Origin of the sequence: Streptomyces sp. NPDC059224, from assembly GCF_042754285.1 — a bacterium.
In the GTDB taxonomy this organism is placed as follows: Bacteria; Actinomycetota; Actinomycetes; order Streptomycetales; family Streptomycetaceae; genus Streptomyces.
Map to the genome: position 1 here is coordinate 116,191 of NZ_JBHZAN010000019.1, position 21,250 is coordinate 137,440.

A 21,250-nucleotide genomic window follows, 5' to 3' on the forward strand; every position below is an offset into this window, starting at 1 on the left:
GCGTACGGGGCGGTCCGGGAGACGACGTACGGACCGGGGCCGGTTCAGGACATGGCCGAACACCCGGCCGTCATCGGCGTGACATGACTGGCCCGTGCCCGAGCGGGCATGGATCCCCGTGAACGTGTTCGATCAGGAGGGGATCCGGCAACAGCGCGCGGGCGGGGGTCATGAACAGTCAGGCACGAGGGGGCGGTCCCGTGGCCATCGGGGCCTCCTCGGCGCAGGCGGCGGGGGAAGACACCGACACGACGGAACGGGGACACCCGTCACAGCTCAGGCGCCGGCTGGGGCGGTCGGACCTGCGGGCGGTGCCCGAGGCCCGACGGGAGCTGCGGAAACTGCTACGACACTGGGGAAAACCGGGCCGCTCGGAGATCGCGGAACTGCTCACCAGCGAACTCGTCACCAACGCCCTCGTCCACACCGACCGTGAGGCCGTACTGACGGCCGTCGTGGGACCGAGCCAACTGCGTGTGGAGGTGCGGGACTTCGTGGGGCGCAGGCCCCGCGTGTGCGCCCCGGACACCGGCGACGGCACGCACGGCCGGGGCATGGTGCTGGTCGACTCCCTCGCGGACGCCTGGGGCGTCCAGCCGCACGAGGTGGGCAAGTCGGTGTGGTTCGAACTGGATGCGGACGCCGCCTGAAGGCACCTGCGTACAACGGGACGGGGGCGCGACCTCTAAGGTCACGCCCCCGTCCCGAGGTGCCGTCCGGCAGCAGACGATCAGCCGAACTGCTGCTCGAGGTCCTTGAGCTTGCGCTCCAGGGAGTCCAGGCGCGGCAGCGCCATTGTGTCGTCCTCCGCGGTCAGGTCGACCGTGATCGGGTCAGACCCTTTGCGGACGGGCTGGAGGGAGGGCCGCTGGCGTACGGGGAGCTCCGGCGCCGGTATGGCAGGCTCCGCAGTGGGCTGGGAGGCGCGCTCGACCTGGTGCACCTCGTCCTGCCGGCCCCGTCCGACGAAGCCCCGGTGGCCCCGGCTGATGGCCTTGAGCTGGGCCCGCTCCAGGCGGTCCTGCTCGCGGCGGCGCATCCGGTTCGTCTCCTTCTGGCGCTTGTCCTCGCGCACCTCGTCGACCGCCTCGTCCAGGCTGCGCACGCCCTCCAGGAGCATCAGCGACCAGGCCCTGTAGGTCTCACGGGGAGCCCGCAGCCAGCGCACGATACGGATCTGCGGCAGCGGACGCGGCACCAGGCCCTGCTCGCGCAGGGCGGCCTTGCGGGTCTGCTTCAGCGCGCGGTCGAAGAGGACGGCCGCGGACAGCGACATGCCGGCGAAGAACTGGGGAGCGCCCGCGTGGTCCACGCCCCTGGGCGCGTGCACCCAGTTGAACCAGGCCGCGGCGCCCGCGAACGTCCACACGAGTATCCGGGAGCCGAGGGCCGCGTCACCGTGGCTCGCCTCGCGCACCGCGAGAACGGAGGAGAACATCGCCGCGCCGTCCAGACCGAACGGCACGAGGTACTCCCAGCCGTCGGAGAGTCCGAGGTTCTGCTGGCCGAAGCCGACCAGACCGCGGAACGAGAGCGCCGCGGCGACCGCCGCGGAGCAGAACAGGAGCGCGTAGGAGACGGTGCCGTAAATGGCCTCCTTGCGCCTGCGGCGCTCCTCGCTACGCTCCCATGAGTCGTCCTTCGCGTGCTCCCCGCCGGACCGCTTGGAGCGCGCGAGCACCGCCACCGCGACCAGCATGCCCAGGAGCAGTACGGCGCCGGGAAGCAGCCAGTTCAGCGATATGTCGGTCAGTCTCATCTAGGGGTCCCTTGCATTGGGATAGGGCGTATCGCCCGCCATAGTGGCCCAGTCCCGCCGGCCCTCAGGGGGTTTCGGGGCAAGAGACCGCCAAGGAAGTGCAAGGGCTTGGCCCAGGGCGGCATTCTGCTCGAACTGCCGTATGAGGGGCGGGAGTTGAGTTCGAGTAAGAGTACCCATACGGGTGGTTCCTCGGAAAGTTCCTGCGACAAGTGAGGAAGTTGTGAATTCCCTGTCGGCGCAAGGGTGGTCCCGCCCTCGGTGATCTTAGTGGATCCCAAGGGGTGCTCCGTGCCGGGACGGTCCTGAAGGTGCCTCAGGTCGCCGCGGCCGCGGTGATTTTGGCGATCCGCTCGTCGTCACAGGTCCGCGGACAGGTGACGCAGGTGTCCTCGGGGCGCAGGGTGTAGTACATGCAGCAGCTCGCCCGGTCCCGGGTCGGCAGCGGCTCGCCCGCCGGGCCGGTCAGCAGCCGGAAGGCGGCCGAGCCGACGTACGGCTCGGTGGCGCCCGGCAGCAGCCGGCCGAGTTCGCGTACGGCCCGCTCCTCGTCGCCGAGCAGTTCGCCGATGTACCAGAGCCCCTCGACGATCTCGTCGGTGGCCATGCCCCACAGCGCCCGCCCGCGCCGCCGCATCCGCGGCCCGAAGGCGCCGAGGACCGGTTCCAGGTGTTCGGCGACGGCTGCCCGCACCTCGGCCCGCAGCGCCTCCTCGTCGGCGACGACGACCGCGCCGGGCAGCGCAGCCGCCGGGTCGTCCGGCAGGCAGGCGAAGGAGGCGACACGCACCGCCATGCGGCCGGCCACGCGGTCGTACGAGACGTGCGTCACGGGCAGCCGCGGGACCCGGCGGTCCAGGAACCACGGGAGGGTGATCAGGAGGCAGGCGGCCCAGCCGTAGCGGTGCAGGCCGAAGCCGGCCACCACGTCCGGCCGTCCCGGCTGCCCGTGGTCCCGCAGGATCTGGTCCTCGTCCCAGGCCAGGAAGGTGTCCAGGCCGGCCCCGCCCGCCGCGAGCTCGGCGGCGCCGACCCAGTCGCCGCCCCGGGGTGCGGGCTCGCCCTGGCCGAGCACCGTGACCACCAGGCCGGGACAGACCTCGGTCAGGCGGGCGTAGGCGGCGGAGACGGGAGAGGGCATGGGCTACCACCGATCGGGTACGGGCCGACAGCAGGATAAGTAAGGCTTACCTTATCCACTCGTTCGGAAATTTGAACTATCGCCCGGGGCGCCTAAGGTGCTTGACGGACGAGTAACAACCCACCGTTAATGACCCAAGTCCCGACGAGTCGGAGGAGGACCCGTGGACCATCGCGCGCACCCGGCTCCGGCCGGGACGGCCAGGGTGCCGGCGCAGACGCGGTCCGAGGAGCCGGCCTGGCAGGCGGGCGGGCATCCCGCCGGCACGCCTGCCGCGCGCGGCGAGCACACGCACGGCGAGCCGCCGATCCAGCGGCCCAGGCCCGTCGTGCAGCGGGCGTCGGTACGCGGGCAGATCCTGGACGCGCTGCGTACCGCACTGGCGAGCGGAGAGCTGACGCCCGGTGAGGTGTACTCGGCGCCGGCGCTGGGAGAGCGGTTCGGGGTCTCCGCGACGCCCGTGCGCGAGGCGATGCAGCAGCTGGCCCTGGAGGGCGCGGTCGAGGTCGTGCCCAACCGCGGCTTCCGGGTCGTGCGCCGGGGGGCCCGGGAGCTCGCCGAACTGGCCGAGGTGCGGGCGCTGATCGAGGTGCCGGTGATGATGCGGCTGGCGCGCAGCGTGCCGGCCGAGCGGTGGGACGCGTTGCGGCCGCTGGCCGAGGAGTCGGCGCGGGCGGCGGCGCTGGGATGCAAGGCGACCTACGCGGAGGCCGACCGGGCGTTCCACCGGGCGGTGCTGGCCCTCGCGGGCAACGAGCAGCTGGTGCAGATCGCGGAGGACCTGCACCGGCGGGCGGTTCCGCTGCACGGGGGCCGGGCCGACCTGATGGCGGACGCGGGTGAGCACACGGCGCTGCTGGACGCGCTGATCGCGGGCGAGCTGGACGTGGTGCGGCGGTTGGTGACAGGGCATTTCACCACCGCGGGTTGAGGGGGGCGGCCGGTTCGCGCGGCGGCCCGACGTGGGGGCGTCGGCCGGCACCCGGGTGCGGGTACGTCGTGGCCGATCGCGTCGTTCCCCGCGCCCCTGGAAGACGCGGTCGTCTGCGCCCCCGAAGGGGCGCGGGGAACTACGCGACACCCCACACCGGGCCGCAGATCACGCGGTCGCCGCGCCCGGGGCCGGTGGGGTCAACTGGGCCGCCAGCCAGGTCGGGACGCCGCCCAGGAGGCGGAACAGGCGGCCCGCCTCCTCCCGCAGCCGTGACGCCTCCGGCTCGGACTCCGTCTCGGCCAGGGACGCGAGTGCCGGTGCGGTGCCCACCAGGTAACCCAGCTCCTCCCTGATCCGCAGCGACTCCGCGAAGCCGTGCCGGGCCTCCGCCAACTCGCCGTCCCGCAGGGCAAGTCCGGCCAGATGACGCCAGGTGAAGGACAGCAGCAGCGGGTCGGTGTGGGCCGTCGCGGCCGCGTGGGCCCGGCGGTAGGCCGCCCGCGCCGCCTGCGGGGAGCGGGTCAGGTTCTCCGCCAGCAGGCCCCGGCGGAAGTCCAGGAGGGCCCGCCCGGGCGCCCCTGGAGGGATCAGCGCCGCCGCCCTGCCGAGCGCGGCCCGCGCCTCGTCGGCCCGGTCCCGCACCCCGTGCAGCGTGGCCGCGTAGGCGAGTTGGCCGCGTTCGCACGCGGCGGCGCCGCGTTCCTCGTCGGTGCGGGCCACCGCCTCCGCCGTCCGCAGCGCGTCCTCCGCCTCGCTCCAGCCGCCCTCGGTGTAGAGGCACCGTTCGACCATCAGCCCCGCCCGTTGCAGCGTGGAGGTCGGCGTGTCCGTCGGCAGAAGTGCCGCCGCGTCGGCCCAGCAGGCCCGCGAGCGCAGCCGCCATACCGCGGTCTGGAGCGGATCGTCACCGGCGTTCGTTCCGTTCCCAGACATGGCGGAGTACGCCACGTTGCCCTCCCCAGGGTCCTGCCCTTCGGCTCAGCCCGGGGTCGCGGGGTGCGGCACGCGCATCTGCGGCGTTGTCGTCGGTCACCGACGCTCCGCGCCGGCTCCCTCCTCCGCCTTGCAGCTGCACGCACCACACCCCGCTCATCGGTGTCGCGAGGCGGGGTGCCTCGACACCGACCTGATCCGAAGGGCAGGCCCAGCGCGCCGTCGAGCTGTGAAGTGGTGGCCGCATTCCAGCACTGATCGCCACGCGGGGCCAAGAGGGTGGGTGAATAATTTCACAAAGTCGTGGGACGGCGGCCGCACTTGGCGCGAGCCGGTCACCCGCCCGCGTGACGTCAGCTCATCCGCAATGCCAGGAAGAAATCGAGCTTGTCCTCCAGCCGGGACAGGTCCCGGCCCGTCAACTGCTCGATCCTGCCCACGCGATAGCGCAGCGTGTTGACGTGCAGGTGGAGCCGGGTGGCGCAGCGGGTCCAGGAGCCGTCGCAGTCGAGGAACGCCTCGAGGGTCGGGATCAGCTCGGCACGGTGCCGGCGGTCGTAGTCCCGCAGGGGGTCCAGCAGGCGGGCGGTGAAGGCGCGGCGGACGTCGTCGGGGACGAAGGGGAGCAGCAGGACGTGCGAGGCCAGCTCCTGGTGGCCGGCCGCGCAGACCCGGCCGGGGCGGGCGGCGGCCACCCGGCGGGCGTGCCGGGCCTCCTCCAGGGCCCCGCGCAGCCCCTCCGCCGAGTGCACGGCCGCGCTGACGCCGAGGGTGACCCGGCCGTCGTCGTCCAGGCCCGCGGAGAGCGGGCCCCGCACCGACTCCAGCAGCGCGTCTGCGTGCACACCGGCCTCCGAGCCGTCGTGCTCGGCGGAGACCGCGGGGAGCGGGACCAGGGCGATCGCCTCGTCGCCGGTGTGGGCCACCGCTATCCGGTCGGACTGCTCGGGGCCGGTCGCCTGCGGGTCGACCAGGATCTCCTCCAGCAGCGACTGGGCGACCGGGCCGCCCTCCACCTCCCCGCCGTCCCATTCCACGCGGGCCACGACCACCTGCCAGTGCGGGGCCGCGCCGAGGCCCGGCAGCAGGACGGGCGCGGCCACCCGCAGCCGCGCGGCGATCTCGGCCGGGGCCGCCCCGGTCTGGACCAGCTCCAGCACCTCCTGGGCGAGCCGGCGCCGTACCGTGCGGGCCGCGTCGCGGCGGTCGCGCTCGACGGCGATCAGCTGGGTGACGCCCTGGAGCAGGTCGAGGCGCTCGCCCTGCCAGTCGCCGGCGTCCGCCTCGACGGCCAGCAGCCAGTCCGCGAGCACGGTCTCGCGCACGTCCCGGGCGCCCTGCGGGGAGCGGCCTCCCCCCGCCGCCGGGCGGTGCCCCCAGGACCGGATCGGGAAGAGCGAGTACGTGCTGCCGTCGAGCAGCAGCCGGTGCGGGCCCCGGCGGCCGGTGCGGGTCGCGGCCAGGTGCTCGGCGGCCAGCCGGGCGCAGGTGTCGGCCGGCAGCGCGGGCCCGGACACCTTGGAGCCCGCGATCAGGCGGCCGGTCGGGGAGAGCACCCAGGCCCGCAGGTCGAGGTCCGAGCCGAGCAGGTCCAGGACCACGTCCGGGCCGCCGCCGGCCGGGCCCGAGGTCATCATCCGGCGGTGCCGGTCGACGACGGCCGCCAGGTCCCCGGCCCGCTCACCGCTGACCTGCCGTACGACGTGCTCGGTGATCGTCGCGAACGCCACCGACTCGTGCACCGCGAAGAGCGGCAGGCGGTGCTGGACGCAGGCCGTCACCAGGTCGTCCGGGATGTCCCCCAGCTCCGCCTCACCGGCCGCCAGCGCGGCCACCCCGGCCTGCGCCAGGAGCCGTACGAACGGCTCGGAGTCCGCGGCGTCCCGGCGCCAGGCCAGGCCCGTCAGCACCAGTTCACCGCCGGAGAGGTAGCGGCTGGGGTCGCGCAGGTCCGTGGTCATCACCCCGCGCACGGTGCGGTCCAGTTCGTCCTCGCCGCCGAGCAGCCGCAGGCCCAGCGCATCGGTGTCCAGCAGTGCGCGCAGCCGCATCTCGTCGCCGCCGTTCTGTGTCTCGAAATCTACGATGAATCTTGCAGTGTCGTGGAGGTGGCGTCCGGTGTGCGAGGTCACGGACCGCGATCACGAGGTACCTGGGCGTTTCCATCGTTTCCACTGGAAAGCCAGGAGGTTACTGAGGACCTCCGTTCATACGAATCTACAAGATGCCTTTGCTGGCCAGCCAACTCCTTCATGGTTTCGGTGACTGACCCCAGTGGAGTACGGGGCGGTGTACTGGCGTCGTTCCGCGTTAACAGGACATGAACGAGCCGGGCCCGCCGCACACGGATTGGCTCAATCCGCACGACTCACGAGACGTAACGAGACGGAGAAGAGAGCCGGTCATGGACTTCCTTCGCCCCGCCAGCTGGGAGGAGGCGCTCGCCGCGAAGGCCGAGCACCCCACCGCAGTGCCGATCGCGGGTGGCACCGATGTGATGGTCGAGATCAACTTCGACCACCGCCGGCCCGAGTACCTCCTCGATCTCAACCGCATCGGCGAACTCTACGAATGGGAGGCCGGCGAGGAGAGCGTACGGCTCGGTGCCTCCGTGCCGTACACCCGGATCATGGAGAACCTGCGGGCCGAGCTGCCGGGGCTGGCCCTCGCCTCGCACACCGTCGCCTCCCCGCAGATCCGCAACCGCGGTGGCGTCGGCGGCAACCTGGGCACCGCCTCCCCGGCCGGTGACGCCCACCCCGCGCTGCTCGCGGCGGGTGCCGAGGTCGAGGCCGAGTCGGTGCGGGGCACCCGGCTCATCCCCGTCGACGATTTCTACACCGGCGTGAAGCGCAACGCCCTGGCGCCGGACGAGCTGATCCGCGCGGTGCACGTGAAGAAGGCGGACGGCCCGCAGCAGTACTCGAAGGTCGGTACGCGCAACGCGATGGTGATCGCGGTGTGCGCCTTCGGACTGGCCCTGCACCCCGAGACGCGCACGGTCCGTACGGGCATCGGTTCGGCCGCCCCGACGCCGGTGCGCGCGAGGACCGCCGAGGACTTCCTGAACGCGGCGCTCGACGAGGGCGGCTTCTGGGACAACGGAAAGATCATCACGCCGTCGGTGGCCAAGCAGTTCGCGGACCTGTGCGCCGCCGCCTGCAACCCGATCGACGACGTCCGGGGCACCGCGGGCTACCGCCGGCACGCGGTCGGTGTGATGGCCCGCCGCACGCTCACCTGGACCTGGGAGTCGTACCGCGGCACCCGCCGCCTCACGGAGGGAGCCGCGTAATGCGCGTCAACTTCACTGTCAACGGACGTCCCCAGGAGGCCGACGACGTCTGGGAGGGCGAGTCCCTGCTGTACGTCCTGCGCGAGCGCCTCGGCCTGCCCGGCTCCAAGAACGCCTGCGAACAGGGCGAGTGCGGCTCCTGCACGGTCCGTCTCGACGGCGTCCCGGTCTGTTCCTGCCTGGTCGCGGCCGGCCAGGCAGAGGGCCGCGAGGTGGTCACCGTGGAGGGCCTGGCGGACTACGCCAAGGACCGCTCCGGCGGTACGACGCTCGACGAGGCGAAGCGCTGGCAGGCCAGGCCCGCCGCCGACTTCCGGACCGGCGAGGGCACCGAACTCTCGCCCATCCAGCAGGCGTTCATCGACGCCGGCGCCGTGCAGTGCGGCTTCTGCACGCCCGGCCTGCTGGTCGCCGCCGACGAGATGCTGGAGCACAACCCGACGCCGACCGACGCGGACATCCGGGAGGCGCTGTCGGGCAACCTGTGCCGCTGCACCGGCTACGAGAAGATCATGGACGCGGTGCGCCTCGCGGCCGCCCGGCAGGGAGAGGCGGTCTGAGCACATGCCCACCATCGGCACTCCCACCAAGATCACCCAGGGTTCCCGGACCAGGGGCGGCGTCGGCGAGTCCACGCTGCGCCCGGACGGCACCCTCAAGGTCACCGGCGAGTTCGCGTACTCGTCCGACATGTGGCACGAGGACATGCTCTGGGGCCAGATCCTGCGCTCCACGGTCGCCCACGCCGAGATCGTGTCGATCGACACCGGCGAGGCCCTCGCCCAGCCCGGCGTCTACGCCGTCATGACCTACGACGACCTGCCCACCGAGGTGAAGAACTACGGCCTGGAGATCCAGGACACCCCGGTCCTCGCGCACGGCAAGGTACGCCACCACGGCGAGCCGGTCGCGATCGTGGCCGCCGACCACCCGGAGACCGCCCGCCGCGCGGCCGCCAAGATCAAGGTCGAGTACCGCGAGCTGCCCGTCATCACCGACGAGGCCTCCGCGACCGCCCCGGACGCCCCGCACCTCCATGAGAACCGCGACGACCACCACATCGGCCACGTCCCGCACCCGAACATCGTGCACCGGCAGCCGATCGTCCGCGGCGACGCCGACGAGGCGGCCACGAGGGCCGACGTCATCGTCAAGGGCGAGTACTACTTCGGCATGCAGGACCAGGCCTTCCTCGGCCCCGAGTCCGGCCTCGCGGTGCCCGAGGAGGACGGCGGCGTCCACCTCTACGTCGCCACCCAGTGGCTCCACTCCGACCTGCGCCAGATCGCCCCGGTCCTCGGCCTGCCCGAGGACAAGGTACGGATGACACTGTCCGGCGTCGGCGGCGCCTTCGGCGGCCGCGAGGACCTGTCGATGCAGATCCACGCCTGTCTGCTGGCGCTGCGCACCGGCAAGCCGGTCAAGATCGTCTACAACCGCTTCGAGTCCTTCTTCGGGCACGTCCACCGGCACCCGGCCCGCCTCTACTACGAGCACGGGGCCACCCGTGAGGGCAAGCTGACGCACGTCAAGTGCCGGATCGTGCTCGACGGCGGCGCCTACGCCTCCGCCTCCCCGGCCGTCGTCGGCAACGCCTCCTCGCTCGGCATCGGCCCCTACGCCGTCGACGACGTGGAGGTCGAGGCCATCGCCCTCTACACCAACAACCCGCCCTGCGGCGCGATGCGCGGCTTCGGCGCGGTCCAGGCGTGCTTCGCCTACGAGGCGCAGATGGACAAGGTGGCGGCGCAACTCGGGATGGACCCGGTGGAGTTCAGGAAGCTGAACGCCATGGAGCAGGGCACCCTCCTGCCCACCGGCCAGCCGGTCGACTCACCGGCCCCGGTCGCCGAACTCCTGCGCCGGGTCAAGGCGATGCCCCTGCCGCCCGCGCAGCAGTGGCTCTCGGCCGGCGAGGAGGCGGACGTACGGCAGCTGCCCGGCGGCCTGTCCAACACCACGCACGGCGAAGGCGTCGTCCGTGGGATCGGCTACGCCGTCGGCATCAAGAACGTCGGCTTCTCCGAGGGTTTCGACGACTACTCCACGGCCAAGGTGCGGATGGAGGTCGTCGGCGGGGAGCCGGTCGCCACCGTGCACACCGCGATGGCGGAGGTCGGCCAGGGCGGGGTCACCGTCCACGCGCAGATCGCCCGCACCGAACTCGGCGTCGCCCAGGTCACCATCCACCCCGCCGACACCCAGGTGGGCAGCGCCGGTTCGACCTCGGCCTCGCGCCAGACGTACGTCACCGGCGGCGCCGTCAAGAACTCCTGCGAGCTCGTCCGCGAGAAGGTGCTGGAGCTGGGACGCCGCAAGTTCGGCACGTACCACCCCGCCTGGGCCACCGCAGAGCTGCTCCTGGAGGGCGGCAAGGTGGTCACCGACGGCGGCGAGGTGCTCGCGGGCCTCGCGGACGTGCTCGGCGACGAGGCGGTCGAGATCGAGGCGGAGTGGCGGCACCGGCCGACCGTGCCCTTCGACCTGCGCACCGGCCAGGGCAACGGCCATGTCCAGTACAGCTTCGCCGCGCACCGCGCGGTCGTCGAGGTCGACACCGAGCTGGGCCTGGTCAAGGTGGTCGAGCTGGCCTGCGCCCAGGACGTCGGCAAGGCGCTCAACCCGCTCTCCGTCGTCGGCCAGATCCAGGGCGGTACGACCCAGGGCCTGGGTGTCGCGGTGATGGAGGAGATCATCGTCGACCCGAAGACCGCGAAGGTCAGGAACCCGTCCTTCACCGACTACCTGATCCCGACCATCCTCGACACGCCGACCATCCCGGTCGACGTCCTCGAACTCGCCGACGACCACGCCCCCTACGGGCTCCGTGGCATCGGCGAAGCCCCGACCCTGTCGTCGACCCCGGCCGTCCTCGCGGCGATCCGGAACGCGACGGGCCTGGAGCTGAACCGCACGCCGGTCCGACCGGAACACCTCACCGGCACCGGCCCCTCCGGGGTCTGAACCGGTAAGCCGTCCTGGGGGACTTCCGTCCCCCAGGACCCCTTCGAATGTTCGCCTCGGGCCGTCCCCCGGGTCGGGCACCTCCCCAAATCCCGCTCGTCGCCGCAGGCATGCGCGGGTGCCCCTTTGAACCTTGGGAGCAGGCCCATATGACCCAGCAGTCACTGGAGCCGGAGACCGTCGCCGACGACGCGGGCGCGGGAACCCGCGTCCCCGCCGGACGGTCCTGGCTCGACCGGTACTTCCACATATCCCGCAGAGGATCCACCGTCGCGCGAGAGGTCCGCGGCGGCGTCACCACCTTCATGGCGATGGCGTACATCCTTCTGCTCAACCCCCTGATCCTGTCCGGCAGGGACGTGGCCGGGGACACCCTCGGACAGAAGGCGCTGATCACCGCGACCGCGTTCGCGGCGGCCTTCACCACGCTGCTGATGGGCTTCGTCGGCAAGGTGCCGCTCGCGCTCGCCGCCGGCCTGTCCGTCTCCGGCGTGCTCTCCTCGCAGGTCGCCCCGCAGATGACCTGGCCGCAGGCGATGGGCATGTGCGTGCTGTACGGCGTGGTCATCATGCTCCTGGTGGTCACCGGCCTACGCGAGATGATCATGAACGCCATCCCGCTGGCGCTCAAACACGGCATCACCATGGGCATCGGCCTGTTCATCGCGCTCATCGGTCTCTACAAGTCCGGCTTCGTGCACCAGGGCAAGGCCACCCCGCTCAGTCTCGGCCCGGCGGGCGAACTCACCGGCTGGCCCGTGCTGCTCTTCGCCGGCACCCTGCTGCTGATCTTCATGCTGCAGGCGCGGAACGTCCCCGGAGCCATCCTGATCGGCATCGTCAGCGGCACCCTCGTGGCCGCCGTGCTCAACGGCCTCGGTGTCATCGACCCGAAACAGTGGGCCAACGGCGCCCCCGAACTGCACGGCTCCGCCGTCTCCATGCCGGACTTCTCGCTCTTCGGGCACGTGGAGTTCGGCGGCTGGGGCGAGGTCGGCGCGATGACGGTCGCGATGATCGTCTTCACCCTGGTGCTCGCCGGGTTCTTCGACGCGATGGCCACCATCATCGGCGTCGGCACCGAGGCGAAGCTCGCCGACGACAGGGGCCGGATGCCGGGCCTGTCCAAGGCACTGTTCATCGACGGAGCGGGCGGCGCCGTCGGCGGCGTGGCCGGCGGCTCCGGGCAGACCGTGTTCATCGAGTCGGCGACCGGCGTCGGCGAGGGCGCCCGCACCGGGCTCGCCTCGGTGGTCACCGGCCTGTTCTTCGCGGCCTGCCTGTTCTTCACCCCGCTCACCGCGATCGTCCCGCAGGAGGTCGCCTCGGCCGCCCTGGTGGTCATCGGCGCCATGATGCTGATGAACGCCCGGCACGTGGACTGGGCCGACCGGGCCACCGCCATCCCGGTGTTCCTCACGGTCGTCCTGATGCCCTTCACCTACACCATCACCACCGGTGTGGCCGCCGGAGTCATCTCCTGCACCGCCATCAAGGCAGCTCAGGGCAGGGCCCGGGAGATCGGGGCATTCATGTGGGGCCTGACAGTGATCTTCCTGGTCTATTTCGCCCTCCATCCCATCGAGAGCCGGCTCGGCGTCCACTAGACGCTCCGCTGCGCGGTTCCCCGCGCCCTCAGGGGGCGCGCCGTACCCGACCCTGTCGGAAGGAGACCGAGAGATGCTGGACATCGCCGAGGAGCTGAGCCGGTGGGTCGCGGACGGCCGTGACTTCGCCGTGGCCACGGTGGTGGCGGTGGGCGGCAGCGCCCCGCGCCGGCCCGGCGCCGCCCTCGCGGTGGACGCCGACGGCACGGTGGTGGGCTCGGTCTCCGGCGGGTGCGTGGAGGGCGCCGTGTACGAGCTGTGCCGGCAGGCGCTGGAGGACGGCGGCACCGTCCTCGAACGCTTCGGCTACAGCGACGAGGACGCCTTCGCCGCCGGCCTGACCTGCGGCGGTGTCATCGACGTCCTCGTCACCCCGGTCCGGGCGGGCGACCCCGCCCGGCCGGTGGCCGAGGCCGCGCTGGCCGCCGCCGCGCGGGGGGAGGCGGCGGCCGTCGCGCGGATCGTCACCGGGCCTGCCGAACTCCTCGGGCGCGCCCTGCTGGTGGACGCCGACGGCGCCCACCGGGGCGGCTTCGGCGCCCACCCCGAGCTGGACCGCACGGTGGCCGCCGAGGCCCGGGCCTTCCTGGACGCGGGCCGCACCGGCACGCTGGAGATCGGGGAGCAGGGCTCCCGCTGCGGAGCACCGGTCACCGTGCTGGTGGAGTCGTCCGTCCCACCGCCACGGATGATCGTCTTCGGGGCGATCGACTTCGCGTCGGCGCTGGTCCGCGTCGCCAAGTTCCTCGGCTACCACGTGACCGTGTGCGACGCGCGGCCGGTCTTCGCCACCGAGGCCCGCTTCCCGGAGGCCGACGAGATCGTCGTCGAGTGGCCGCACACCTACCTGGAGCGCACGCGCGTGGACGGCCGCACCGTCCTGTGCGTCCTCACCCACGACGCCAAGTTCGACATCCCGCTGCTCCGGCTCGCCCTGCGGCTGCCGGTCGCGTACGTCGGCGCGATGGGTTCCCGCCGCACCCACCTGGAGCGCAACCGGCGGCTCCGCGAGGTCGGTGTCACCGAGTCGGAGCTGGCCCGCCTCAGGTCTCCGATCGGCCTGGACCTCGGCGCCCGTACACCCGAGGAGACCGCCCTGTCGATCGCGGCCGAGGTCGTCGCCGACCGCCGCGGCGGCAGCGGTCTCTCCCTGACCGGCGCCCACACCCCGATCCACCACGACCCGGCATCGGTGCCGGCGCGGCGGATCGGGTCGGTGGCCTGACTCCCCCCGGATCCGGCCACCCCGCAGGGAGCGGAGCGCCCGGTCCGTTCCCCCGATCGTCGTACCGGTCCGGGCGCCAGGGGACGATGGAAGCGCGTTCACGAGTGTCGTACAGCGTCAAATGACGCATTCGGCAGGGGGAGTTCCGCTCCGATGCGGTCGCGGTGCACGGCCGCGCGACCGCTCACTCCCCGGCCCAGCGGCGTAACCCCGCCAGATCGAGTACGACGGTACGGCCCCGCCCGGTGGCCACCAGGCCCTCCTGCTGCATCGCCCGCAGGCAGCGCACCACCGACTCCCTGGACGCCCCGGTGGCGGCGGCCAGTTCACGCTGGTTGACCTGGACGGAGACGGCATCCGGCAGGATCTCCGGCGCGGCCGAGCCGTACTGCACGGCCAGCTTCACCAGCAGCCCGGCCACCCGGGCCCGGGTGGTGCGGGCGCCCTGTTCGGCGCGCAGCACGTCGGAGTCCCGCAACCGGCCCACGACACCGCGCAGGACGGACAGGCAGAGCCCCGCATCCCGCTCCAGGAGCCGCAGGAAGGCGTCCGCGGCGACCACCACGCCCTCCGAGCGGCGCATCGCGGTGACCGTCGCGCCCCGCGGACCGCCGTCGACGCAGGTGAGTTCGCCGAGGAGTTCACCGGGGCCGCGCAGGGCGAGCAGGCTGGTGCAGCCGTTGGCCGAGTCGACCGTCGCCTTCACCAGGCCGGCCGTCAGCAGGACGACGAAGCGGGCCTCCTCGCCCTCCCGCATCAGCACCTCGCCGCGGCCCCACCCGCGCGGGTGCCCGGCCTCCCGCAGCGGCTCGGCCTCCCCGGGCGAGAAGAACGCCCCCTCCGAGCCTCCCCGGCCACATCGCCCCACGGTGACGGTTCGGCACCGGAGAGCCACTGTCCATCGTGCGGCCGTGGTCTGCCAAGGGGGGCCGGTCCGGGCGGCGGTTACGGCCCGCGGAGCAGCGCGTTGACCGCCCGGCCGAACACCGCCCGGGAGGTCCTGAGCACCAGCGGGTCGAGGGCCGACGGCAGACCCCGCACCCGCAGTTCCTCGTACCAGACCACCCGGGTGCGGCCGCCGGGCCCCGGATGCACCTCCAGTTCGGCCCAGCCGAGCACCACCCGGCCGCGTTTGACCAGGCGGCACCGGCCGGATCCGCCGTCGTCCGGGGGCTCCCAGACGGTCACCTCCATCGGGTCCTCGAAGAACAGCGGTCCGAGCCCGGAACGGGCCACGAGGACCGTGCCCTGACGGGTCGGCGGATCGGTGAGCACGGTGATGCGCGTCAGCGGGACCGCATCGGCGTGCGCGGACCACTCCGTGAGCCGGCGCCACGCCTCGTCGATCGGCAGCGGAGCCGTGCGTTGGAGAAGGAAGGTGACCACGGAACGATCGTAGGGAATCGGCCAGGCTCCGCAGGCCGCGCATCGTCTGTGCACAGGACCGTCAGAAAACGTCCAAGACGGGCCGGAACCGGCCCCGGGCCCGTACGATTCCCGCCATGGGCGGGCAAACCGCCTGCCCTCACGGGGAGTTGGTCGACATGCCGTTGAAGACCTATGGCGTACTGATCGCCCGGGCCGTCGACGTCCGGCGCGAGGGCGCCGGCGACAGCCCGCACTACCAGATCCACCTCACGGATGACACGGGAGTCCACTACCGGGCCGCGGTCAACGTCCTCTCGCAGCAGAAACCCGCCGAACTGCTCTACCTCGTCGACGACGACTTCGGGCACCCGCTCACCGCCCGCCTGGAGGACCTGAGGGACGGCTGGAACACCCTGCCGTCCGGGCCCGGCGGCCCGGGCCTCGACTTCGTGCGCGGCAACCTCTTCGACCCGGCGAAGATGCGCGTCCTGCCCGCCGACCGCTCCGGCCCCGACAACGACCTCGCCGACCTGCTCGACCACTACGTGCGCCGTGCCGTCGGCGACCCCCGCGCCCGGCTGTACCTCTTCGGTGAACGCTGGGGGCCCGAGACCGGCGTCAAGGACAAGATCTTCGGCTTCCTGCCCGGCGACGGCGTCCACGACATCCACATGAACCAGGGCAACAGCGGCCGCTTCAGCGGCGACGACGGGGTGTGGCAGGACGGCGGGCTGCTGATCCGCCTCCCCGGCGACGGCCAGGGCGCGGACCGCTGGGTCGGGATATTCCTGGCCTTCCAGAACCAGGCCTGGCACACCGACGACGTCACCGGCCACGCCCTCGGCGGCGTCGACACCTCCCGGCCGGCCCCCGGCGACCGGCCGGTGCGGATCGTCGCCGCGCTGGTCAACCCGACCGGGCCCGCCCCCGAGGCGGAGACCGTCACTCTCCTCAACGCCTCGCCCGCCCCGGCCGACCTCACCGGCTGGCGCCTGCTGGACCGCATCGGCCAGGCTTCCCCGGTGCCGCCCGGCCCGCTGGCCTCCGGTGCCGTCCTCGCCGTCCCGCTGTCCGGCGGCGCCCGACTCGGCAACCACGGCGGCGAGATCACCCTCCTGGACGCCGCCGGCCTCAAGGTGCACGGGGTGTCCTACACGGCCGGGCAGGCGGCCCGCGAAGGGTGGTGGACGCTCTTCTGACCGGACCCCACCGCCGGGACCCCGGAAGGGCCGGGCGCCTCGGGCGGCGAAGGCGTACGGCTCGACGACCACGCCGTCCCTGGAGCGGCACGCCGGGACGATACGCACAATAGAAAACCTGTACGAATCTCCCGGCGGTGGACTCGGTCCTCGACACGTCCAGGTGTGAGCATGGGGGAGGGGCCGATACCGACCGGAGAGGACGAGCCGTGCGCTACCGGTACCGTCCCGAGGCCGGTCGTGAACTCGCCGCCGCGCTGGTGAAGCCGAGCGACGAGGCCGACCTGCCGGACCCGGTCGTGCCGGCGCCGCCGCGGGGCGGGGCGGCCGCCCCGCTCGACGTGCTCGTCGTACGCACGATCGGAGCCCGGCACCACGAGGAGTTCGGTGTCGGCGCGGTCGCCGGGGACGACCCACAGCTCCCCGGCCGGGCGACCGCGGCCCCCCTGGGCCTGGGCGAGGACGCCTGGCCCCCGTGGTGGAACGGGAGCGGCGCGAACTGCGCCGTCGTCGACGACGGCCCGGCCACCGGCTCCACCGTTCGCGCCGCGCCACGTACGGGGCCGCGGCCCCGCCCGGACCGTGCTCGCCGTCCCCGTCGGCGCGCCCGACTCCCCGGACGCGCTCGCCGCCGGCAGCTGACGGACGCCGACGTGCCGGACGCGCCGCGCGACGCCTGGGGGGAAAGCCGACAAGAAGCCGACGAGAAGCCGACAAGAAGGGGACGCGGTGCCGGAACTGACGGAGGACGAGGCGCGGCGGCGGTTCGCCGGGGCGCGCGTGGCACGGCTCGCCACCGTCGACGAGAGCGGTCGCCCGCATCTGGTGCCGGTCGTCTTCGCGCGGTACGGGGCCGACGGGATCGTCACCGCCGTCGACCACAAGCCCAAGACCACGCCCCGGCTCAAGCGGCTGCGCAACATCGCGGCCCAGCCGTGCGTGAGCCTGCTCGTGGACGAGTACGACGAGAACTGGGACCGCCTGTGGTGGGTCCGGGCGGACGGTGAGGCGCGGGTGACTCCCGCCGACCCGGCGGTTATCCAGCCCCTGCGCGAGAAGTACCCGCAGTACCGGGAACACCCGCCGAACGACCGGGTCATCCGCGTGACCGTGTCGCACTGGACCGGCTGGCAGGCGGCCGTCCTTTAGCGGGACACCGTGGCGCTGGATACGATGCAGGCAGGTCCGGAACGCTACGGGTGGACATGCCATGGCGACGCGCATCGCGGGTTACGAGGTCGAGGGCGAGATCGGGCGGGGCGGAATGGCCGTCGTCTACCGTGCGAAGGACCTGCGCCTGGACCGCACCGTCGCGCTGAAGCTGCTCGCCCCGGAGATGGCCCGCAACGACACCTTCCGCCGCCGCTTCACCCACGAGTCGCGGGTGGCGGCCGCCCTCGACCATCCCCACATCGTGCCGATCTTCGAGGCCGGCGAGACGGACGGCGTGCTGTACATCGCGATGCGGTACGTGTCGGGCCCGGACCTGCGCGCGCTGCTCGACCAGGAGGGCGTGCTGTCGGTGGCCGCGGCCCTGCGGATCGCCACCCAGGTCGCCTCGGCGCTGGACGCGGCCCATGAGCACGATCTGGTGCACCGGGACGTGAAGCCCGGCAACGTGCTGGTGGCGCGGGGTACCGACAGCGACCACCCGGAGCACGTCTACCTCACGGACTTCGGGCTCACCAAGAAGTCGCTGTCGCTGACGGGGTTCACGACGGTCGGCGAGTTCGTCGGCACCCTGGACTACGTGGCGCCGGAGCAGATCTCGGGCCGCCCGGTCGACGGCCGGTGCGATCTCTACAGCCTCGGCTGCGTGGTCTTCGAGATGCTCGCGGGCGGTCCGCCGTTCGTCCGGGACGAGGACATCGCTCTGCTGTGGGCGCATCAGTACGACCGGCCGCCCGCCCTGAGCGAGGTGCGGTCCGGGCTGCCGCCGGGGCTGGACGAGGTGTTCGCCAAGGCGCTGGCCAAGGTCCCCGAGGACCGATACGGCTCCTGCCTGGAGTTCGTGGGCGCGCTGCGGCTCGCCGCGTACGGCGTCGCACCGGCGCAGGAGGCCTCGCGGCAGGTGCCCGCGCACCGGACCCCCACGGTCCGCCGGGACACCGCCCCCGTCCCCGGGCCGCCCCCCTGGGCCCGCCCGGTGTTCGGTCCCTAGACCTCCGGGCCCGCCGGGTGTGCCGGGAACTCTCAGCCCCCGGTGAGGAACTGTTCCGCCCAGACGGTCTTGCCGGTGGTGGCGTGGCGGGTGCCCCAGCGCTGGGTGAGCTGCCCGACGAGGAGCAGACCGCGTCCCCCCTCGTCGTAGGTGTGCGCCCGTCGCATGTGCGGGGCCGTGTTGCTGGAGTCGAAGACCTCGCAGGTGAGGGTGTGGTCGTCGTGGATGAGCCGGAGTCTGACGGGCGGCCGGCCGTACCGGAACGCGTTGGTGACCATCTCGCTGACGATCAGCTCGGTGATGAACGCGGCCTCCTCCAGCCGCCAGGCGATGAGCTGGTCGGTGGCCTGCTTGCGGGCGTCGGCGACGGCGGCCAGGTCGAAGGGCAGCTCCCAGGTGACGACCCGGTCCCCGTGCAGGGCCCGGGTGCGGGCGACGAGGAGGGCGATGTCGTCGTCGGGGCGGTGGGTGAGCATGGTCGTCAGGACCCGGTCGCAGACGGTCTCCAGGTTCTGGGCGGGGCGGGCGAGCGCGCCGAACATCATGTCCAGGGCCTCGTCGATGTCGTGGTCGCGGGGTTCGAGCAGGCCGTTGGTGTACAGGGCGATCAGGCTGCCCTCGGGCAGTTCGGTCTCGAAGGACTCGAAGGGCAGCCCGCCCAGGCCCAGCGGAGGCCCGGCGGGCACGTCGAGGAATCGGACGGTGCCCGAGGTGACGACGGCGGGCGGCGGGTGTCCGGCCCGGGCGACGGTGAACCCGCGGGTGACCGGGTCGTACACGCCGTACAGGCAGGTGGTGCCGACACCGCCGGCGGTCTCCTCGGCGTTGTCGGCGCCGGCCTCCTCGGCGGAGAGATGGACGACCAGGTCGTCGAGGTGGCTGAGGAGTTCGTCGGGCGGCAGGTCGACGTCTGCCAGGGTACGGACGGCGGTGCGGACCCGGCCCATGGTGGCCGCGGCCCGCATCCCGTGGCCGACCACGTCGCCGACGACGAGCGCGACCCGGGTCCCGGACAGCGGGATCACGTCGAACCAGTCGCCGCCCACCCCGGCCTGGCTGGCCGAGGGCAGATAGCGGCTGGCGATGTCCAGCGCCGCCTGTTCGGGCAGCGACTGCGGGAGCAGGCTGCGCTGGAGCGTCATCGTGGTGGTGTGCTGACGCTGGGCGCGTTCGGCGCTCTGGATGCTGGTGGCCGTACGGGCCGCCAGCTGCTCGGCCACCCACAGGTCGTCCGGGTCGAACGGCTCGTTGCGTAGGTTCCGCCCGAACAGGGCGACCCCGAAGGTGGTGCCGGCCGCCCGGAGCGGCACCGTCATCAGGGAGTGCGCCCCGCTCTCCCTGACCCACGCGGCCGCCTGCGGATCCTCCCGCGCCCAGCGGGCAACGACCTCGTCGTCGCTCGTGTACACCGTGCCCCGCTCCTCCCTCAGGCACCGCCCCGACGGCGACCAGGGCGGGCAGCGCAGCACCTCGCCGGTGAGACGGGGGAACGGCGGGCCGTGCGGCGACACCCGTACGGCCGCCCGGCGCAGCGCGCGGCCGTCCGCGGCCCTCGCGCCGGGCCTGGCCGCGTCCAGCAGGTCCACGGCGCAGGCGTCGGCGAACGCGGGCACGACGACGTCGGCCAGCTCCCGCGCGGTGCGCTGCACGTCGGAGCTGGTGCCGATACGCACTCCGGCATCGCTCAGCAGCAGCATCCGGCGCCACACCAGCTGTTCGGACGGATCGGCGTGGGCCGTCAACGTCACCGCCCGCACCCATCCGTCCGCGTCCGTCAGCGGGGCGAGCCGTCCGTGCCAGTCGTGGTCGGGGGCGTCCGGGTCCAGACGCAGGTGGACGTCCTCGGCGCCGCCGCCGTCCAGGATCCGCCGCATGCCGGCCTCGGCCTCGACGCCGCCCTCGTACGGTGCGATGTCGGTCAGCCGCAGCCCGCGCATCGTGCCCTCCGGGAGGGACAGGCTGCGCTGCATCCCGACACTGGCCAGCACCAGCCGCAGTCCGTCGTCGAAGACGGCGGCGACGCACGGGGACTGGTCGAAGGCCCATTCCCCGAGGGTCCGGTCGGCGCCCGCGGGCGCTCCGGTGACGGCCGACACCACCCGCCACTCCGCGCCGCCCGGCCGGTCGCCGGAGGCCCGGCGGTGCACGAGCACGTCCCGGTCCAGCCGGTGTCCGTCCCGGTGGCGCAGGGCCGCGGTCCCGCTCCACCGCGGACCGGCGGCCGCCTCGCGCCAGCAGCCCCCGTCCGGCTCGGCGAGCAGACGGGCGGCGTCCTGCCCCAGGATCTCGGCGGGCGGGTAGCCCAGCAGCAGCCTGGCCCCGTCGCTCCAGCCGGTCACGGCACCCCGCTCGTCGACGGTCACCGCGGCGGTGTAGGCCCCCTGCGGTACAGCGTGGGTCAGTGCCGGGGTACTGGGAGGGGTGGGACGTCGTTCCATGCCGCTCATCCTTCGCGGAACCTGCACGGCCGGCTCTTCTCCCAGGATGATCCCGGCCGACACGGAGCACCAGTCGCCGCTGTCCGCCGGCCGTCGTCGGCATACGCACCCCCGGGCTCCTGTGACACGCCTGTGACGGACGGCGGACGCCGCCATGACGTCGGCTTGTGAGGGTTCTGTAAACAGACAAATAGCTACTATCGGTCAATTCGCCCAGGGAATCCTC

17 protein-coding genes are annotated in these 21,250 nt (G+C 72.9%); 10 read left to right on the plus strand and 7 right to left on the minus strand.

Annotated elements, in window-relative coordinates:
• Positions 1-200 precede the first annotated feature (200 nt).
• Entirely contained in the window at positions 201-650 is a 450-nt protein-coding gene (locus ACFXI4_RS22185; protein ID WP_384993499.1) for an ATP-binding protein, read from the plus strand.
• 80 nt (positions 651-730) lie between these two features.
• Here the strand turns inward: ACFXI4_RS22185 and ACFXI4_RS22190 are convergent, their stop codons facing one another.
• The gene (locus ACFXI4_RS22190; RefSeq protein WP_384993502.1) at positions 731-1,759 is read right to left on the minus strand and encodes a DUF2637 domain-containing protein; all 1,029 of its coding nucleotides are present in this window, start codon (positions 1,757-1,759) and stop codon (positions 731-733) included.
• A gap of 316 nt (positions 1,760-2,075) precedes the next feature.
• Positions 2,076-2,900: a (2Fe-2S)-binding protein gene (locus ACFXI4_RS22195; protein ID WP_384993505.1), complete on the minus strand. Its 825-nt coding sequence runs from the start codon at positions 2,898-2,900 to the stop codon at positions 2,076-2,078.
• Between the two features lie 163 nt (positions 2,901-3,063).
• Between ACFXI4_RS22195 and ACFXI4_RS22200 the strand changes: the two genes are divergently transcribed.
• On the plus strand, positions 3,064-3,831 hold the full coding sequence (locus ACFXI4_RS22200; protein ID WP_384993508.1) for a GntR family transcriptional regulator: 768 nt from the start codon (positions 3,064-3,066) through the stop codon (positions 3,829-3,831).
• 168 nt (positions 3,832-3,999) lie between these two features.
• On the opposite strand, the gene ACFXI4_RS22205 is transcribed toward ACFXI4_RS22200, so the two are convergent.
• Both ACFXI4_RS22205 and ACFXI4_RS22210 read right to left on the minus strand, forming a co-directional pair.
• The gene (locus tag ACFXI4_RS22205; protein ID WP_384993510.1) at positions 4,000-4,767 is read right to left on the minus strand and encodes a hypothetical protein; all 768 of its coding nucleotides are present in this window, start codon (positions 4,765-4,767) and stop codon (positions 4,000-4,002) included.
• A gap of 353 nt (positions 4,768-5,120) precedes the next feature.
• Complete coding sequence (locus tag ACFXI4_RS22210; protein WP_384993690.1) at positions 5,121-6,818, minus strand: PucR family transcriptional regulator; 1,698 nt, start codon at positions 6,816-6,818, stop codon at positions 5,121-5,123.
• Between the two features lie 353 nt (positions 6,819-7,171).
• On the opposite strand from ACFXI4_RS22210, the gene ACFXI4_RS22215 reads away from it, so the two are divergent.
• From ACFXI4_RS22215 to ACFXI4_RS22235, 5 genes are all read left to right on the plus strand, one after another.
• Positions 7,172-8,062, plus strand: a complete 891-nt coding sequence (locus tag ACFXI4_RS22215; RefSeq protein WP_384993512.1) for an FAD binding domain-containing protein — start codon at positions 7,172-7,174, stop codon at positions 8,060-8,062.
• Positions 8,062-8,622 (plus strand): (2Fe-2S)-binding protein, encoded by a 561-nt coding sequence (locus ACFXI4_RS22220; RefSeq protein ID WP_384993515.1) that lies wholly within the window; start codon positions 8,062-8,064, stop codon positions 8,620-8,622. Before ACFXI4_RS22215 ends, ACFXI4_RS22220 begins: the two co-directional genes overlap by 1 nt.
• 4 nt (positions 8,623-8,626) lie before the next feature.
• Complete coding sequence (locus ACFXI4_RS22225; RefSeq protein ID WP_384993518.1) at positions 8,627-11,026, plus strand: xanthine dehydrogenase family protein molybdopterin-binding subunit; 2,400 nt, start codon at positions 8,627-8,629, stop codon at positions 11,024-11,026.
• A gap of 149 nt (positions 11,027-11,175) precedes the next feature.
• On the plus strand, positions 11,176-12,633 hold the full coding sequence (locus tag ACFXI4_RS22230; protein WP_384993520.1) for an NCS2 family permease: 1,458 nt from the start codon (positions 11,176-11,178) through the stop codon (positions 12,631-12,633).
• A gap of 73 nt (positions 12,634-12,706) precedes the next feature.
• The gene (locus tag ACFXI4_RS22235) at positions 12,707-13,858 is read left to right on the plus strand and encodes an XdhC family protein (RefSeq protein WP_384993522.1); all 1,152 of its coding nucleotides are present in this window, start codon (positions 12,707-12,709) and stop codon (positions 13,856-13,858) included.
• 184 nt (positions 13,859-14,042) lie between these two features.
• Here the strand turns inward: ACFXI4_RS22235 and ACFXI4_RS22240 are convergent, their stop codons facing one another.
• Together ACFXI4_RS22240 and ACFXI4_RS22245 are read right to left on the minus strand one after the other, a co-directional pair.
• On the minus strand, positions 14,043-14,726 hold the full coding sequence (locus ACFXI4_RS22240; RefSeq protein ID WP_384993524.1) for a Crp/Fnr family transcriptional regulator: 684 nt from the start codon (positions 14,724-14,726) through the stop codon (positions 14,043-14,045).
• A gap of 77 nt (positions 14,727-14,803) precedes the next feature.
• Positions 14,804-15,244 (minus strand): SRPBCC family protein, encoded by a 441-nt coding sequence (locus ACFXI4_RS22245; RefSeq protein WP_384993526.1) that lies wholly within the window; start codon positions 15,242-15,244, stop codon positions 14,804-14,806.
• Positions 15,245-15,402: 158 nt separating this feature from the next.
• Here ACFXI4_RS22245 and ACFXI4_RS22250 point away from each other — a divergent pair, with 158 nt between their 5' ends.
• The 3 genes from ACFXI4_RS22250 to ACFXI4_RS22260 all read left to right on the plus strand — a co-directional run bounded on the left by ACFXI4_RS22250 (position 15,403) and on the right by ACFXI4_RS22260 (position 18,586).
• A complete protein-coding gene (locus ACFXI4_RS22250) occupies positions 15,403-16,425 on the plus strand; it encodes a DUF2278 family protein (protein ID WP_384993693.1) in 1,023 nt (340 codons plus the stop codon).
• Positions 16,426-17,154: 729 nt separating this feature from the next.
• The gene (locus ACFXI4_RS22255; RefSeq protein ID WP_384993528.1) at positions 17,155-17,574 is read left to right on the plus strand and encodes a TIGR03668 family PPOX class F420-dependent oxidoreductase; all 420 of its coding nucleotides are present in this window, start codon (positions 17,155-17,157) and stop codon (positions 17,572-17,574) included.
• 61 nt (positions 17,575-17,635) lie between these two features.
• Complete coding sequence (locus ACFXI4_RS22260; protein ID WP_384993530.1) at positions 17,636-18,586, plus strand: serine/threonine-protein kinase; 951 nt, start codon at positions 17,636-17,638, stop codon at positions 18,584-18,586.
• 32 nt (positions 18,587-18,618) lie between these two features.
• Here the strand turns inward: ACFXI4_RS22260 and ACFXI4_RS22265 are convergent, their stop codons facing one another.
• Entirely contained in the window at positions 18,619-21,024 is a 2,406-nt protein-coding gene (locus ACFXI4_RS22265) for a SpoIIE family protein phosphatase (RefSeq protein WP_384993532.1), read from the minus strand.
• Positions 21,025-21,250 lie beyond the last annotated feature (226 nt).